At 71.6% G+C, this 13,961-nt stretch carries 15 protein-coding genes and 2 pseudogenes; 7 read left to right on the plus strand and 10 right to left on the minus strand.

Annotation, left to right across the window (positions count from 1 at the left end):
- Positions 1 to 46: 46 nt before the first annotated feature.
- On the minus strand, positions 47 to 1,252 hold the full coding sequence (locus AB0A94_RS05680) for a helix-turn-helix domain-containing protein (protein ID WP_361739315.1): 1,206 nt from the start codon (positions 1,250 to 1,252) through the stop codon (positions 47 to 49).
- 62 nt (positions 1,253 to 1,314) lie between these two features.
- On the opposite strand from AB0A94_RS05680, the gene AB0A94_RS05685 reads away from it, so the two are divergent.
- Positions 1,315 to 1,974 (plus strand): pirin family protein, encoded by a 660-nt coding sequence (locus tag AB0A94_RS05685; protein ID WP_361739900.1) that lies wholly within the window; start codon positions 1,315 to 1,317, stop codon positions 1,972 to 1,974.
- Between the two features lie 30 nt (positions 1,975 to 2,004).
- Here AB0A94_RS05685 and AB0A94_RS05690 read toward each other — a convergent pair whose 3' ends face one another.
- The 3 genes and pseudogenes from AB0A94_RS05690 to AB0A94_RS05700 form a co-directional block, all read right to left on the minus strand.
- Positions 2,005 to 3,567, minus strand: a complete 1,563-nt coding sequence (locus tag AB0A94_RS05690; RefSeq protein WP_361739318.1) for a serine/threonine-protein kinase — start codon at positions 3,565 to 3,567, stop codon at positions 2,005 to 2,007.
- Positions 3,568 to 3,891: 324 nt separating this feature from the next.
- Positions 3,892 to 4,149: a DUF397 domain-containing protein gene (locus tag AB0A94_RS05695; RefSeq protein WP_361739903.1), complete on the minus strand. Its 258-nt coding sequence runs from the start codon at positions 4,147 to 4,149 to the stop codon at positions 3,892 to 3,894.
- Positions 4,034 to 4,309, minus strand: a pseudogene (locus AB0A94_RS05700) (hypothetical protein); the annotation flags it as partial. The gene AB0A94_RS05695 and the pseudogene AB0A94_RS05700, both read right to left, overlap by 116 nt.
- On the opposite strand from AB0A94_RS05700, the pseudogene AB0A94_RS05705 reads away from it, so the two are divergent.
- Together AB0A94_RS05705 and AB0A94_RS05710 are read left to right on the plus strand one after the other, a co-directional pair.
- A pseudogene (locus tag AB0A94_RS05705) lies at positions 4,196 to 4,516 on the plus strand (ATP-binding protein); the annotation flags it as partial. The pseudogenes AB0A94_RS05700 and AB0A94_RS05705 sit on opposite strands and share 114 nt — an antisense overlap.
- Before the next feature lie 226 nt (positions 4,517 to 4,742).
- Positions 4,743 to 5,012, plus strand: a complete 270-nt coding sequence (locus AB0A94_RS05710) for a hypothetical protein (RefSeq protein WP_361739321.1) — start codon at positions 4,743 to 4,745, stop codon at positions 5,010 to 5,012.
- A gap of 60 nt (positions 5,013 to 5,072) precedes the next feature.
- On the opposite strand, the gene AB0A94_RS05715 is transcribed toward AB0A94_RS05710, so the two are convergent.
- Both AB0A94_RS05715 and AB0A94_RS05720 read right to left on the minus strand, forming a co-directional pair.
- A complete protein-coding gene (locus AB0A94_RS05715) occupies positions 5,073 to 5,894 on the minus strand; it encodes a serine hydrolase domain-containing protein (protein WP_361739324.1) in 822 nt (273 codons plus the stop codon).
- An 18-nt stretch (positions 5,895 to 5,912) separates the two neighbouring features.
- The gene (locus AB0A94_RS05720; protein ID WP_361739327.1) at positions 5,913 to 6,383 is read right to left on the minus strand and encodes a GNAT family N-acetyltransferase; all 471 of its coding nucleotides are present in this window, start codon (positions 6,381 to 6,383) and stop codon (positions 5,913 to 5,915) included.
- A 95-nt stretch (positions 6,384 to 6,478) separates the two neighbouring features.
- Here AB0A94_RS05720 and AB0A94_RS05725 point away from each other — a divergent pair, with 95 nt between their 5' ends.
- Positions 6,479 to 6,946, plus strand: coding sequence for a MerR family transcriptional regulator (locus tag AB0A94_RS05725; RefSeq protein ID WP_361739330.1), 468 nt, complete (start codon positions 6,479 to 6,481; stop codon positions 6,944 to 6,946).
- Positions 6,946 to 7,965 carry an aldo/keto reductase gene (locus AB0A94_RS05730; RefSeq protein WP_361739905.1) on the plus strand — a complete coding sequence of 340 codons (1,020 nt, stop codon included), beginning with the start codon at positions 6,946 to 6,948 and terminating at the stop codon, positions 7,963 to 7,965. Before AB0A94_RS05725 ends, AB0A94_RS05730 begins: the two co-directional genes overlap by 1 nt.
- A gap of 82 nt (positions 7,966 to 8,047) precedes the next feature.
- Here the strand turns inward: AB0A94_RS05730 and AB0A94_RS05735 are convergent, their stop codons facing one another.
- The 3 genes from AB0A94_RS05735 to AB0A94_RS05745 all read right to left on the minus strand — a co-directional run bounded on the left by AB0A94_RS05735 (position 8,048) and on the right by AB0A94_RS05745 (position 10,924).
- The gene (locus AB0A94_RS05735; RefSeq protein ID WP_361739333.1) at positions 8,048 to 8,896 is read right to left on the minus strand and encodes a DUF4429 domain-containing protein; all 849 of its coding nucleotides are present in this window, start codon (positions 8,894 to 8,896) and stop codon (positions 8,048 to 8,050) included.
- 66 nt (positions 8,897 to 8,962) lie between these two features.
- The gene (locus AB0A94_RS05740) at positions 8,963 to 10,180 is read right to left on the minus strand and encodes an alpha/beta hydrolase (RefSeq protein ID WP_361739336.1); all 1,218 of its coding nucleotides are present in this window, start codon (positions 10,178 to 10,180) and stop codon (positions 8,963 to 8,965) included.
- Between the two features lie 81 nt (positions 10,181 to 10,261).
- Positions 10,262 to 10,924, minus strand: a complete 663-nt coding sequence (locus AB0A94_RS05745; RefSeq protein ID WP_361739339.1) for a TetR family transcriptional regulator — start codon at positions 10,922 to 10,924, stop codon at positions 10,262 to 10,264.
- A gap of 111 nt (positions 10,925 to 11,035) precedes the next feature.
- Between AB0A94_RS05745 and AB0A94_RS05750 the strand changes: the two genes are divergently transcribed.
- Together AB0A94_RS05750 and AB0A94_RS05755 are read left to right on the plus strand one after the other, a co-directional pair.
- Positions 11,036 to 12,655 (plus strand): MFS transporter, encoded by a 1,620-nt coding sequence (locus AB0A94_RS05750; protein ID WP_361739342.1) that lies wholly within the window; start codon positions 11,036 to 11,038, stop codon positions 12,653 to 12,655.
- Positions 12,656 to 12,837: 182 nt separating this feature from the next.
- A complete protein-coding gene (locus tag AB0A94_RS05755; RefSeq protein WP_361739907.1) occupies positions 12,838 to 13,146 on the plus strand; it encodes a small hydrophobic protein in 309 nt (102 codons plus the stop codon).
- A gap of 51 nt (positions 13,147 to 13,197) precedes the next feature.
- Here the strand turns inward: AB0A94_RS05755 and AB0A94_RS05760 are convergent, their stop codons facing one another.
- Complete coding sequence (locus AB0A94_RS05760) at positions 13,198 to 13,941, minus strand: potassium channel family protein (protein WP_361739345.1); 744 nt, start codon at positions 13,939 to 13,941, stop codon at positions 13,198 to 13,200.
- Between the last annotated feature and the right edge of the window lie 20 nt (positions 13,942 to 13,961).

The raw sequence follows: 13,961 nt of genomic DNA on the forward strand, positions 1-13,961 counted from the left end.
CAAGGACGAAGAACAGCAGGCGCTTTTGTGGGGCCTCGACAAAAGGTCAGGGATGAAGAGCGCCATCAGCCAGACGCCCCAGGATCAGCGCGATCCGCAGCGTGAACGCAGAGCGTACATCGGAGGGTGACCATCCGGTGACGTCAGTCACACGTCGGAGCCGGTAACGAACGGTGTTGGGGTGAACGAACAGCATCCGCGCCGCGCCTTCGAGACTGCTCGCCTGCTCGAGATAGACACTGAGCGTCTCCAGCAGCGCGGCCCCGGCCTCCTCCAGCGGTCTGTAGATCTCCTCCACCAACTGCTCGCGCGCGGAGGGGTCTCCGGCGATCGCGCGCTCCGGCAGCAGATCGTCCGCCAGCACCGGGCGCGGGGCGTCCTGCCAGGCGGAGCACGCCTTCAGCCCCGCCGCGGCGGCCTGCGCGGACCGGGTCGCGGCCAGCAGATCGGGCACCACCGGGCCGGCGACGACCGGTCCCGCCGCGTACGGCCCGATCAGCGACTTGGCGACCCCGAGCGGGTTGTCGCTGCCGCCCGCGATCACCACCAGCCGGTCGCCGAGCACCCCGGTCAGCACCTGGAGCTTGGCGTGCCGGGCGGCCCGCCGGATGGCCTCCACGGTCAGTTCGGAGTCCCCGTCGGGCGCGGTGCCCAGCACCACGCACACATGATCGGGCGAGTTCCACCCCAGGGCGGCGGCCCGCGACACGGCCCCCTCGTCGGCCTCACCGCTGAGCACCGCGTTCACCACCAGCGACTCCAGCCGGGCGTCCCAGGCACCCCGTGCCTCCGCGGCCTGGGCGTACACCTGGGCCGTGGCGAAGGCGATCTCCCGCGCGTACACCAGCAGTGCCTCACGCAGCACGTTCTCGTCGCCGGGCGCCGCCACCTCATCGATGGCGGACTCCATGACCTCGATGGTGGTGCGCACCATCTCCACGGTCTGCCGCAGCGTGATCGCCCGGGTCAGCTCGCGCGGCGCGGTACCGAAGACATCGGTGGAGATGGCCTGCGGGGCCTCGGGGTGCCGGAACCACTCGGTGAAGGCGGCGATGCCCGCCTGGGCGACCAGGCCGATCCAGGAACGGTTCTCCGGAGGCATGGCCCGGTACCAGGACAGCGTCTCGTCCATCCGCGCGATCGCCTGCGCGGCGAGGCTGCCGGACGACTTCTGCAGCCGCCTCAACGTCGCGGCGTGCGGATGGGCGGGGCGCGCTGCGGTTTCGGTGGTGCTGGTTTCGGGTTCGGGCACGGGGACAAGACTGCCTTATCGGTACGGCCGCGCGTGTCGCCGGGTCTACGGTGGACGGCGTGATGGACGTACGGCGTGCGCACGAGCGCTACCAGGGCGGCGATCCGGCGGCCGGGATCGAGACCCGCCACGCCTTCTCCTTCGGCCCCCACTACGACCCGGACAACCTCCGCTTCGGCGCGGTGATCGCCTGCAACGAGGAGCGGCTGGCCCCCGGCGCCGGCTTCGGCGAGCATCCGCACAGCCACACCGAGATCGTGACCTGGGTGGTGGAGGGCGAGCTGACCCACCAGGACTCCACGGGCCGGGAGACGGTGATCCGCCCCGGCGACGTACAGCGTCTGAGCGCCGCGTCGGGCGTCCGCCACGTGGAACGCAACGCCGGCGACCGCCCTCTCACCTTCCTCCAGATGTGGCTGGCCCCGCTGGAGCCCGGCGGCGACCCGTCCTACGAGGTCGTCCCCGGCATAGCGGACTCCACCCCCTACGCCCTCCCGGAGGCGGGAGCGATGCTCCACGTACGCCGTCTGACGGCGGGGGAGCGGACGGCGGTGCCGGACGCCGCGTACGCGTACGCCCATGTGGTGCGCGGCGAGGTGGAGCTGGACGGCGAACTGCTGGGCGCGGGCGACGCGGCCCGCATCACGGACGCCAAGGACGTGGAGGCGGTCGCCGTGAGCCCGACGGCGGAGCTGCTGCTGTGGGAGATGCGGGCCGTCTAGACGGGGCCCCTCCGGTGGGGCGCCGGGACCTCAACGGGTGGAGGTCTGCAGGGAGCTCCGCCTGAGGACCTTGGGATGCGGCTGGTAGACGCCGGGCGGGGCGAAGGCACGGAGCGCCTGGTGGACTTCGGAGCAGGAGGCGTTGCGTTCGGCCCGGTTCAGGGCCAGGAGGGTGAAGGTCGCCAGCGGCGGACGCACGGAGACCGTTCTGGCCGGAAGACCGGTGACGTCGATCTCGCCGGGGTCGCGGAAGCGGCAGAAGAGGGTGACGGAGTACGGAGCCGAGCCGACCGAGACCAGGACGCGTTCGAACTCGCGCCAGGGCAGCTCGGCGATGCCGTGGCCGCGTCTGAGGGTGACTCCCTCGTGGCCGACGCCCAGTTCGGAGACTTCACGGAAGGGGCGGCAGGCCGCCCAGTAATAGACGGCGGTGGGTACCGCGAAGGTCAGGTACAGGGCCAGGACGGCGGCCCAGTTGGCGACCACGTCCACGCCCTGCACGACGGCCACGCCCAGGGGTATCGTCCCCAGCGCCGCCACTTGCAGGAGGGCCTGGAACAGGCGCCGGAGACGTATCCCCCGGAAGCGGTCCTCGCCGCCGTCGATGAGCTCCAGCGGAGCGTCGGCGTGAGCCGGCCGGGCTTCCGCCCCCGCGGGAGCCGCCGGTCCCGCGGCACCGGCGACATCCATGCCGCGGGTGTACGCGACCGTGGGCACGGCCGCCCCGACCGGCTCGGTCGGGTGTTCTCCGCCCGTGAGCAGGGCGACCAACGCGGCTGCCGAAGGCCTGCGCGCCGGGTCCTTCGCGAGGCACAGGGCGATGGTGCCGCGCAGTTCGTCGGGGACGGCGGACAGGTCCGGTTCCTCGCCGACGACCCGGTAGAGCAGAGCGACCGGGCTGCCGGTGCCGAAGGGCCCGACACCGGTGGCGGCGTGGGCGAGGACCGTGCCGAGGGAGAAGACGTCACTCGGCGTACCGACCTGCGCGCCGGTGGCCTGTTCCGGCGACATGAAACCGGGGGTGCCGATGACCACGCCCGTGTGGGTGAGCGCGGTGCTCGCGCCCGAGCTCTCCAGAGCCTTGGAGATGCCGAAGTCGATGACGCGGGGGCCGGTGTCCGTCAGCAGGATGTTGGAGGGCTTCAGGTCCCGGTGGACCAGGTTCAGCGCGTGGATGGAGGCCAGCGCCTCCGCCAGCCCGGTGCCGAGGTCGCGCACCTCGGCTGCCGAAAGCGGGCCGCCGTCGGCGATCCTGCTGTGCAGCGAAGGCCCGGGGACGTACTCGCTCGCGATCCACGGCTCGGGGGCCTCCGGATCCGCGTCCACCACCGCGGCGGTCCAGTAGCCGCCGACCTTCATCGCCGACTCGACCTCGCGGCGGAAGCGTCCACGGAAACCGGGGTCGTCGGCGATGTCGTTCCTGACCACCTTGACCGCGACCCTGCGGCCGGACGGGGACCGGCCGAGATAGACACGGCCCATTCCGCCACTGCCGAGTCTGCCGAGGAGCCGGTAGGGTCCGACCTCCCGGGGATCGCTCGGTGCGAGCCCGTCCAATGCCGCGTCCTCCCCCGTTCGTTGGACTCCGAGCATATTCGTGCTCGCGAGAGGCCGATGTGAGGTCGGGTCACTCCACAGGTACAGGTGTGTCCCTGCCGGGCACGGGCGCCGACGGCGACGACAGGGCCGGACGGGGCCCCGCTGCCGCGTATCGGGGCGGCGCCGGCGGAGCTCCCGCTGTGGGAGATGCACGCGGTGTGAGCCCGGCCCCGCTCGGGGTGCTCCGCCGAGGCGCGGATCTCATGTGGTGTTCCGAGATGTGTGAGCAGATCGGCCCTCTGCGTTCATGCGACGCTCGTTTGAGCGTGCGAGTTGCATTCGCCTGCCGAGTGCTCACGCTTTTCAGGGAGATGGGTGTCACGGGACCCGGCGCAGTCCGCCGACGAACGCCTGCCAGGCGTCGGCGCCTACGGTGACGACAGGGCCGGACGGGTCCTTGCTGTCGCGGACGGGACGGCACCGGTGGGGCGGGGCGGCCTCGACGCAGTCGCCGCCGGTGTTGCCCGGTGGAGATGTACGCCGCCCTCGCCTCCGTCTCCGCGTACGGCTGGAACCGGTTCGGGAGTCGGCGGCGCAGGGCCAGTCCGATGAGGCGGGAGAACAGGCCGTCCGCACCGAGTGCCACGCCGAGTTCGCCAGGGGGGAGCACTCGGCCCGGCATCTGCGCCGCATCCTGCGGCCGTATCTCGTCGGCTCGGGGCTGGCCGAGGTGACCGACGCGGCCGAGCCGGCGCTCACCGAGCTGGTCGCCCACGCCGTACGGCGCGTACCGGATCGCCGCTGTCGTATCTGCTTCCTGCTCCAGCCCGGCGGAGTGCGGGTGGAGGTCGCGGACGACTGCCCCAAGCTGCCCGCGTCGGCCGTCGGCGGAGGGCTCGGCGAGAGCGGGCGCGGGCTGGTGATCGTGGACGCTGTCACCGACCGGTGGGGTGTCGCCGTCCGCCCCGGCGGGCGGGGCAAGACGGTGTGGTTCGAGTGCCTGTGCCGACGTCGGACGGTGCTCGTCGAGGGCGAACCCCGAGGTGCGCGCGATGAGGTCACGAACCGTCAATTCCGCTCGTGCGGCTGTGAGTCGACCCGTCCGCGTTCATCCGACGTCCTCTGCGCGTTGAACTGCAGTCGTGATTCCACCGTCATACTCCCTGGCACATCACATCGGGCCGGTGGCCGGCATCGCCGGGGCCGGCTCCTTCCACGAGGAGAGACGTATGAAGTCGTGGCGTTCGCGTATCGCCGCCGCTGCCGCGGTCGGCACCGCGATGGTCGCCATTCCGCTGACCGCGGGTCCGGCGTCCGCCGCCGAGACCAACCCCTGGGGCTACCGGGCGGTCGGTGGGACGGTGAGCCAGCTCGAGTGCGCGCGGGACGGGCAGGAGCTCCTCGCCCAGGGTTGGGTGAACTTCTACTGCGACTGGGATGACCCGTACTGGGTCCTGTGGGCCCTTCCCGCGAAGGACCAGCCGCCGACGGGCGGGTGACCGGCACAGGAAGCCGGGGCCGGCCGGTGGCCGTGGGGGCCACCGGCCGGCGCGCGATGCTCAGCCGCGCAGCTCCGCCAGCACCGCGTCGGTGAACGGCGGCCACGCCTCGATCGCCCAGGGACCGAAGGCACGGTCGGCGAGGGCCACGCAGGCCGCGCCCGCGTCGGGGTCGAGCCACAGGAACGTACCCGACTGGCCGAAGTGGCCGAAGGTGCGCGGGGAGGACGACGCGCCCGTCCAGTGCGGCGACTTGGAGTTCCGGATCTCGAAGCCGAGGCCCCAGTCGTTGGGGTTCTGGTGACCGTAACCCGGCAGGACGCCCTTGGTGCCCGGGTACTGGACCGTCATCGCCGCGGCGACCGTGCGCGGGTCCAGCAGGCGCGGGGCCTGCACCTCGGCCGCGAACCGCAGCAGGTCGTCCACCGTGGAGACGGCGTCCTTGGCGGGGGAGCCGTCGAGAGACGTCCGCGTCATCCCGAGCGGCTCCAGCACCGCCTGCCGCAGGTACTCCGCGAACGGGATCTCCGTCGCCTTCGCGACATGGTCGCCGAGCTGCTCGAACCCGGCGTTGGAGTACAGCCGCCGCTCACCGGGCGCCGACGTCACCCGGTGCTCGTCGAAGGCGAGCCCCGAGGTGTGCGCGAGCAGGTGCCGGACCGTCGAGCCCTCCGGGCCCGCCGGCTCGTCCAGCTCGATCGCACCCTCCTCGTACGCCACGAGCACCGCGTACGCCGCGAGCGGCTTGGTGACCGAGGCCAGCGGGAAACGGTGACCGGCAGGACCCCGGGTGCCGAGGACGGCGCCGTCCGCCCGTACGACACCCGCCGCGGCGGTGGGGACCGGCCAGTTCTCGATCAACGCGAGGCTCTTCAACGACATGCCGTCGAGCCTAAGCGCTCAGAGGGTCAGCTCCAGCAACGGGTCCGGCTTGGGCCTGAAGCCCAGCGCGACGTACAGCGGCTCGGCCTGCGGGGACGCGGTGAGGCGGACCCGCCGGGCGCCGTGCTCGCGGAACCACTCCAGCAGTGCCTCCACGCACGCGCGTGCGTAGCCGCGGCGGCGGGCGCCCGGGTCGGTGGCGACACTGAAGACGTAACCGTCGGTGCCGTGCGGATTGCGCGCGCCGCCGATGCGGTACTCCAGCGAGCCGGCCACCAGTGCCGCCAGCGCGCCCGGCCGCTCCGGGTGGTCCACGACGAACGCCACGAAGGCGCCGTCCGGCTCGGACAGCCTGTCGCGCAGCACGGGCAGCGACTCGGCGTGCCAGGCCGTGGACGGGTCGGACAGGGGCATCGAGTCGATCATCACCTGGCGCAGACGCAGCACTTCCTCCGCGTCCTTCGGTGTCGCACGGCGTACAGAGGTCATGACCGCACGCTAATCAGCCACCCGCCTCCGAGTCCCGCCCGTTTCTCGCCTCCGCCGCTTGCTTGGAGTGCACTCCAGCGTTTTAGCGTGGGGGCATGACGGTGACGGAGACGGAGACCACGGGGGCCAGCGCCGACACCTGCGCCGGGCCGCCGCAGGGGAATCGACGGCCGGACGGCGCGGACAAGTACACGATCAGCGAGGTCGTCGCCCTCACCGGGCTGACGGCGCACACCCTGCGCTGGTACGAGCGCATCGGGCTGATGCCGCACATCGACCGGTCCCACACCGGCCAGCGCCGTTACAGCAACCGCGACCTCGACTGGCTCGCCCTCGTCGGCAAGCTCCGCCTGACCGGGATGCCGGTCGCGGACATGGTGCGGTACGCGGAACTGGTCCGCGCGGGCGATCACACGTACACCGAGCGTTTCGAGCTGCTCCAGCAGACCCGCGAGGACGTACTGTCCCGGATCGCCGAACTCCAGGGCACGCTCGCCGTGCTCGACCGGAAGATCGGGTTCTACGCGGACGCCGGGCGGGCCCTGGCGTCGGAGAGGGCATGATGACCGACGTCGGCAGGATCGGTACGGCCGCACTGGGCGAGGACGGCCCCTCGGTGGGCGTGCAGGGCCTCGGCTGCATGGGCATGAGCTTCGCCTACGGCCCCACGGACGCGGACGCCTCCCGGGCGACCCTGGAGCGGGCCCTGGAACTCGGGGTCACGCTCTACGACACGGCGGACGCGTACGGCGCGGGCGACAACGAGCGGTTCCTCGCCCCCTTCTTCAAGGCGCACCGGGACGAGGTGGTCGTCGCCACCAAGTTCGCCCTGTCGATCCCGCCGGAGGACCCGACCCGGCGGATCATCCGCAACGACGCGCCGTACATCCGCGAGGCCGTCGAGGCGAGCCTGAAGCGCCTGGACGTCGACGTGATCGACCTCTACTACATGCACCGGCGCGATCTGGACGTGCCGATCGAGGAGACCGTCGGCGTCATGGCCGAGCTGGTGCGCGAGGGCAAGGTCAAGCAGCTGGGCCTGAGCGAGGTCACGGCCGGTGAACTGCGCGCCGCGCACGGGGCGCACCCGATCGCCGCCGTGCAGTCGGAGTGGTCGCTGTTCAGCCGGGACATCGAGGCGAGGGTCGTACCGGCCGCGCGTGAACTGGGCGTGACCCTCGTCCCGTACTCCCCGCTGGGGCGGGGCTTCCTGACCGGCTCCTTCGCCGACGCCGACCAGGACCTGACGGCCGACGACTTCCGCCGCCAGATGCCCCGCTTCACGGGCGCCAACGCGGCGGCCAACGCGGCGCTGCTGGACCCGATCCGCACCGTCGCCGAGGCCCACGACGCCACTCTCGGTCAGATCGCCCTGGCCTGGGTCCACCAGCAGTCGGAGATCCACGACCTCCCGGTGATCCCGATCCCGGGCACCCGCAAGCCGACGAGGGTGGAGGAGAACACGTCGGCGACCCACATCACCCTGACGCAGGAGGAACTGGCCCTACTGGAGCCCATCGCCAAGAAGGTGGCAGGCGCCCGCTACAAGGACATGGCGTTCACATCCGCAGGCAGGGAGTAGAACAACCTGCCCAGGGGCGCGGGGAACTGCGCGACCAGCCACAGCTGGCCCGAGGCCGAAACACAACCGCACCCGGCAGGCGCTAAAGCTCCGCGAGCAACTCCGCCTTCTTGGAGGAGAACTCCTCATCGGTCACCAGCCCGGCCTGATGAAGCTCCCCCAAGTGCCGAATCCGCTCGGCGATGTCCGCGGGGTCCCGGCGCGCACGCGCCGTGGATATCGCCGGCACCGGCGCACAGTTGCGCACCGCGGCCAGCACGGCCGCCGCGAACGGCAACGACTCGTGCACGGGCCCGTACCCCAGCCCGAACACCACGGCCGCCGGATCCTGGTCGGGCTGACCGGAAGACGCCCCCGCGTCCCGCCGCAGCAACCGCAGGTGCCCCTCGAACACCTCCGGCGACCGCCACTCCACCCCGCTCAGCTCACCCACCGCGAACCGCTGGTCGCCGGCCTTCCACTTCGCCGACGACGCCCCCGTCCAGAACCACCGGAACGACACCGCCGTGCCGTCGAAGGTCGCCTTGCCGTCGTACGCCTTGAACTGCAACGGAACTTCGGGGGCGGCCACCAGATGGCGTTCGGCGGGCCCGGACTCGGTGAGCTGTGCGCGCAGTTCGTCGGCGTAGTACTCGGCGAGCGTCTCGTGTTCGGCGGGCAGCGCCAGCCGGTAGGGGTCGCTGCTCTCCTTCAACTGCCCGGAGGCGGCCTCCAGCAGCGGATCGGCTCCGGGCCGGAGCTCGATGCGCAGGACCACGGTCCCGCGCTTCCCGGGGGCGAGGGTCACCCCCTCGATCGCCTCCAGTGGAACACGCCGCTCCCCGAGCGCCTGGAACAGCTTGGGTGTTCGAATCCCCCGTTCGTAGCGGATGAGCACGGAGTCGGACTCGAACTCCCAGGTGGCATGAAATCCGGCCAGTACATCACCCATGCGGCTCATCGTATGCGGCACGAGCTTCTCCGTCCCCTCCCCACGCATACCGCAGTATCTCCGCCTCTACGCGCGTCCGGTAGTGGTCGTACCGGACAAACCCGCCCGGCAGACGTCGTCCTCGCCCGCACAGGACACCGCGAGGTATGCGCCAACACCGATCTCGGCGAAGTTCCGCAGGCTGTCCGTGCCCGGTTCGAAGTACCCGGCGTGTCCCTTCGCCTCCCGTGCCGACAGCACCCGCGCGCCGAATCCCGCCGCCACCGGGTCGGCCCCGTGCCCCAGACCGCCGAGCTCCAGGTACGGCACGTCCTGGATCCAGTCGTCGGCGTCCCGCATCGCCCACACCCGGGCGGTGGTGTGGAGCTGGGACACCTTCTCGACCCGCATGCCGGGGCTGCCGGCCACCGCGATGTCGGTCACCCGCTCCGGCAGCCGGTGTGCGGCGACGCCGCACACCACGGAGCCGTAGCTGTGGCAGAACAGCGAGACCGGAGCGATCCCGGGCAGTCCGCGCACCAGCGCGTCCAGCCGCAGCGCGCCGTCCTCGGCGCGCATCGCCGTGGCCGCGTCCATGCCGAGTCCGCTGGGGGCGGTGTAGTCGGCCCAGGCGATCACGGCGGTCCGGGTCGAGGGAGCGGCGTCGCGCTCCGCCGCGTACAGGGACCTCGCCATGCCGACGGGGGCCGAGTAGGTGCGCCGGGTGCGCTGGAAGGTGAGCAGGTCGGTGTCGACGCCGGGGACGACGACCGAGACCCGCTCGGCCCTGCGCAGGTCGCCGAAGACCTCGGCGACCCGGCCGGGGCCCGCCGGGTCGAAGGCGAGGATGTGCCGGCCGGGGCGCATCAGCGCCTCGAAGCGGTCCAGCCGGCGCGCCGCCTGCCGCTGGCCCGAGGCCGTGAGGCGGGTGTCGTGCACACGTCCGAGTTCGACCTTGCGGGCCTGTCCCAGCGCGATGCGGTTGGCGCGGTAACGCAGCTGGACCGGTGCGCCGTTCATGTTGCCGACCGCGAGCGGATAGCGCCGGGCGAGACTCGCGCGCTGCCCCTCGGTGAGCGAGGCGAAGAACCGGGCCAGCCGCGCGGGCGCCGACTGCGGGTCCGGCAGCCGGTGGCCGGCCATCCGGCCGTGCTCCCAGGCGTTGAGCGATGCCTGGAGCGGAGCGGGGTGGCGCTGATGGCGCAGTGCCGTCCAGCCCGTGGTCGCCAGCATCACGAAAACGACGGCGAGCGCGAGCAGCGCGCGCCAGACGTTCAGTTGCGGGGAGGTGTCGAAGGAAGTCACTGGGAGGACACACTAGGAGAACGGGCGTGTCTCGCGTGAACCAAGTGACCGGGATCACGTTTCGTTGTGCCGATTCAGGGATCAATCCGTACGCCAGTTCCCCGTGAGTGCCGGTCCCACATGGTCCAGACAGGTCGTCATCAGGTCCCGCATGGCCGCCGCGCTGAAGTCGTCCCCGGCGGACCAGCGCCGCTCCGCCACGCGGATCACCCCGCCGAACGCGGCCACCAGGATCCTCGGCCGGGGGTCGGCGTCCACGTCGAGCCCCTCGCGCTCGGCGACGATGCGCGCCAGCTCCTCCTCCAGCTCCGCCGCGCGGCGCAGGTGGGCGGCGAACAGGACGGGCGTCGACTCGATCACCCGGTAGACGCGCATGTGCAGTTCCAGGGGGACGAGTTGTTCGACGGCCTCGGTGATGCCGTCCCAGCTGTCCAGCACGGCCCGGCGCAGCACCTCCAGCGGCGCCTCGCCCGGCGGGCGTTCGCGTACGGCCTCGACGACGTGCGACTCCGCGAGCCGGGGGACGAAGAACGCCACCTCCTCCTTGCTGGCGAAGTAGCGGAAGAAGGTGCGCTGCGAGACGTCGACGGCGGCGGCGATGTCGTCGACGGTCGTCCCCTCGTACCCGCGCGTGGCGATCAGCTCCAGTGCGGCCCGGACCAGCGCGTCCCGTGTGCGCTGCTTCTTGCGCTCCCTCAGACCCGGCCGCGGCAGCGCACCCACGGCGGTCACGGCCGTCTCCATCGCTCCTCCTCGAACTGTTTCTCCTGTTCAGGCTATACGCGAGTGTCCTGTCAGTGACTGACTGGTGAATTGGTTTGTCAACTGTCAGCGGCTGACATTAGCCTCGAACGTATGACTAGTCAGACCACCATCGACAAGACGGGGCCGGGGGACGGCACGCCGGCCGCCCCGTCGGACGGGACCCCGGGCAAGGGGCTGCGCGGGCACCCCTGGTACACCCTCATCACCGTCGCCGTGGGCGTCATGATGGTGGCCCTCGACGGCACCATCGTGGCCATCGCGAACCCGGCCATCGGCGACGACCTGGGCGCCTCGCTGTCGGAGCTCCAGTGGATCACCAACGCCTACTTCCTCGCGCTCGCGGTCTGCCTGATCACCGCGGGCAAGCTCGGTGACCGCTTCGGGCACCGTCAGACCTTCCTCATCGGTGTCGTCGGCTTCGCCGCCGCGTCGGGGGCCATCGGTCTGTCCGACAGCATCGCGCTGGTCATCGTCTTCCGCGTGTTCCAGGGTCTGTTCGGCGCGCTGCTGATGCCGGCCGCGCTCGGTCTGCTGCGGGCCACGTTCCCGGCCGAGAAGCTCAACATGGCCATCGGCATCTGGGGCATGGTCATCGGTGCCTCCACCGCGGGCGGCCCGATCCTCGGCGGTGTCCTCGTCGAGCACGTCAACTGGCAGTCGGTGTTCTTCATCAACGTGCCGGTCGGCGTCCTCGCCGTCGCGCTCGGCGCGTGGATCCTGCTCGACCACCGCGCGGAGAACGCCCCGCGCTCCTTCGACCTGCTCGGCATAGCCCTGCTGTCGGCCGCGATGTTCTGCCTCGTCTGGGCACTGATCAAGGCCCCCGAGTGGGGCTGGGGCGACGTCCAGACCTGGTCGTTCATCATCGGCTCGTTCGCCGGCTTCGGGGCCTTCGCCTTCTGGGAGACCAAGGTCAGGGAACCGCTGATCCCGCTGGCCCTGTTCCGTTCCGTCCCGCTGTCCGCGGGTGTCGTGCTGATGGTCCTGATGGCCATCGCCTTCATGGGCGGCCTGTTCTTCGTCACCTTCTACCTGCAGAACGTGCACGGCATGAGCCCCATCGACGCCGGTCTGCACCTGCTCCCGCTCACCGGCATGATGATCGTCGGCTCGCCGCTGGCCGGAGTGATGATCACCAAGGTCGGCCCGCGCATCCCGCTCGCCGGCGGCATGGCGTTCACCGCGCTCGCCATGTACGGCATGTCGACGCTGGAGACGGACACCGGCAGCGCCGTGATGTCGCTCTGGTTCGCCCTGCTGGGTCTCGGCCTCGCGCCCGTCATGGTCGGCGCCACCGAGGTCATCGTGGGCAACGCGCCGCTCGAGCTCTCCGGTGTCGCCGGTGGCCTCCAGCAGGCCGCCATGCAGATCGGCGGCAGCCTCGGTACGGCCGTGCTCGGCGCCGTGATGGCCTCCAAGGTCGACAGCGACCTCGAGGGCAACTGGGCGAAGGCCGGGCTCCCGCCGCTCACCCCGGAACAGGCCGGACAGGCTTCCGAGGCCGTGCAGGTCGGTGTGGCCCCGGTGGCCGAGGGCACCCCGCCGGAGATCGCCACGAAGATCACCGACGTCGCCCACGACACCTTCATCTCCGGCATGAGCATGGCGTCCCTGGTCGCCGCCGGGGTAGCCGCCGTGGCGGTGCTGGTCGCCTTCCTCACCAAGCGCGGTGAGAACGCGGAGGCGGGCGCGGGCGTCGGCCACATCTGACGGACCGTACGGCGGGGTCCGCCCCTCGGGGCGAACCGGCCCGGAAGACGCCCACTGCGGCGCGCTGTTGGAGGAGGCGGCGCGCCGCAGCGGGCTTTCCGGCGCCGTCATGGCCGTCACGACGTGAATTCGCCGCCGCAGCGGGGGTACCCGCCATGTCAACCAACCCTTACCGGGAGTCGATGATGGCGAGCTTCGGACACGGAACGCGCAGGCACCCCCGCTCACGTGGCCGGACGTGGTCACGGACCGGGCCGGATCGCGCGACCCTCGGGATCGTCGGAGCCATCTGCGCGGTCGCCGGTTTCTTCGTGCTGGGGATCATCCTCGGTCCGGTGGCGATCGTCTGCGGCTGGCTCGCGATGGGCCGCAGCTGGACGGGTTCCCGCTCGGTGCCGGCCCTGATCGCCCTGGTCCTGGGCGCCATCGACACGCTCCTGGCCGTCATCTGGCTGGCCGGAGCGACCACTTCGGGTTACGGCGTGTTCTGACCCGGAGCACGAGGGACGGGCCTCCGGCGCGGAGCCGGGGGCCCGCCCGTGTCACCGTCGCTCCTCGGCCGGCGCCGCCCTCAGGGCCGCCACCTCGGCGCGCAGCGCCTGCACCTCCCGGGTGAGCGTCTCGATGGCCTCCGTCTGCCGCCGCTCCTCCACGTCGTCCTTCTCGAAGCGGGCGATGAACCACGCGGCGATGTTCGCGGTCACCACACCGAGCAGCGCGATCCCGGACAGCATCAGGCCCACGGCCAGCACGCGTCCCAGTCCGGTGGTCGGCGCGTGGTCCCCGTACCCCACGGTCGTCATCGTCGTGAAGGACCACCACACCGCGTCGCCCAACGTCCGGATGTTGCCGTCCGGCGAGTCCCGCTCCACCGAGAGCACCGCGAGCGAGCCGAACATCAGCAGCCCGACCACCGCCCCGGCGACATACGTCGTCAGCCTGATCTGCGAGGCCAGCCGGGCGCGCTGCCCGACCAGCAGCAGCGTCGACACCAGCCGCAGCAGCCGCAGCGGCCGGAGCAGGGGGAGCAGTACGGCGCACAGGTCCAGCCAGTGCGTCCGCAGGAACACCAGGCGCTGTTCGGCGAGCGCCAGCCGGACGGCGTAGTCGACCGCGAACGCCCCCCAGACCACCCACTCCACGGCCGTGCACAGGGCGACCACGTCCTGGCTCGCGCCGGGCCGGACGATCGGCACGGCGTAGGCGACGGCGAAGACCACGGCCAGGCCGAGGAGCGGCCGCTGGGTGCGGTGTTCCCAGCGGACCTGGGCCGACTGCTGCTTCATGGCCCGTATCGTAAGGAAAC

It is taken from the genome of Streptomyces sp. NPDC044984 (genome assembly GCF_040646935.1).
Classification (GTDB): Bacteria; Actinomycetota; Actinomycetes; order Streptomycetales; family Streptomycetaceae; genus Streptomyces.